General features: G+C 32.7%; 2 protein-coding genes. One reads left to right on the forward strand and one right to left on the reverse strand.

The window, feature by feature from the left end; translation table 11 throughout:
* Positions 1-86 precede the first annotated feature (86 nt).
* Positions 87-338: a helix-turn-helix domain-containing protein gene (locus ABID23_RS08115; RefSeq protein ID WP_354191005.1), complete on the reverse strand. Its 252-nt coding sequence runs from the start codon at positions 336-338 to the stop codon at positions 87-89.
* Between the two features lie 91 nt (positions 339-429).
* On the opposite strand from ABID23_RS08115, the gene ABID23_RS08120 reads away from it, so the two are divergent.
* A complete protein-coding gene (locus tag ABID23_RS08120; protein WP_100128398.1) occupies positions 430-732 on the forward strand; it encodes a helix-turn-helix domain-containing protein in 303 nt (100 codons plus the stop codon).
* Positions 733-1,020: the final 288 nt, after the last annotated feature.

Raw genomic sequence — 1,020 nt, forward strand, 5'->3', positions numbered from 1 at the left:
CTATGATGTAAAAACTCGGCGGGTTGTCCAAGCATACCCCCCTGTTCTATGAATTCATATTTCTTTTCTATAGCCATCATCATCTCCTAAGGCTGCAAACTATCGACAGTGTGATCAACACCGCAGCTTTTAGAAATTGAAGAAAAATTCTCTTGATACCAATCGCTAGGACTTATGTAATTATCAGTAACTTCTGCTATTTTTTGTATTATCCTAGGATGCGGAAACCGCTTCTTATTCACATAGCGTGCTATAGATGCTTGCGTAACACCTACCAAAATCGCAAACTCGGCATAAGTAATATTATTCTTTGATAAATACAGTTTTAGTTTAGACATCCCTCTTTATACCATATCGGTATTATTAAAACAAGCGCATTTTACCATATTGGCATTTGAAAGGATATTTTTTTTTATTAGGATAAGAATCATGAATAATTTGAAATTTTTCAGACAAAAAGTAGGTTTAACTTCAAAAGAATTAGCCGAATTGGTAGGAACTAGTCAGCCACAAATTTTTCGTTTAGAAAATGGACAACGAAAATTAACAAAAGAGTGGGCTGTACGTTTGGCACCGCATTTAAAAATTACCCCCAAACAACTGTTGTTTTCAGGAAATAAGCCTAATAGCTTAGATGAACAAATTGAAGATATGTTAGAGCATCTAAGCTACGATAATAAGGTTAAACTTCTTGATCTCCTTTCTTCATTTTATCAAGATAAAAAAGAATAAACTCTCTTTTTTCATCTTCTGTCAATTTATTCCAGAGTTCCAATATTTGCGTATTAATTGACCATTTTTCATCCATTTTTTCTACTCATAAAAAATATAAAACAAAAAATAACCATTTTGGTATTGACTTTAAATTACCGTTTTGGTATCAAAATCCCATATCTTAGAAAATAACTTTTGCCAATAGGGCTGTATGGAGGCATTTGTGAAAAAACCAGTGTTTATAAATTCTGATGAAATCCTCTTAGTGATGTGTGAAAATGAAGCAGATAACCTCGCTAAATCCGG

Source organism: Bartonella silvatica (assembly GCF_040545155.1).
GTDB lineage: Bacteria > Pseudomonadota > Alphaproteobacteria > Rhizobiales > Rhizobiaceae > Bartonella > Bartonella silvatica.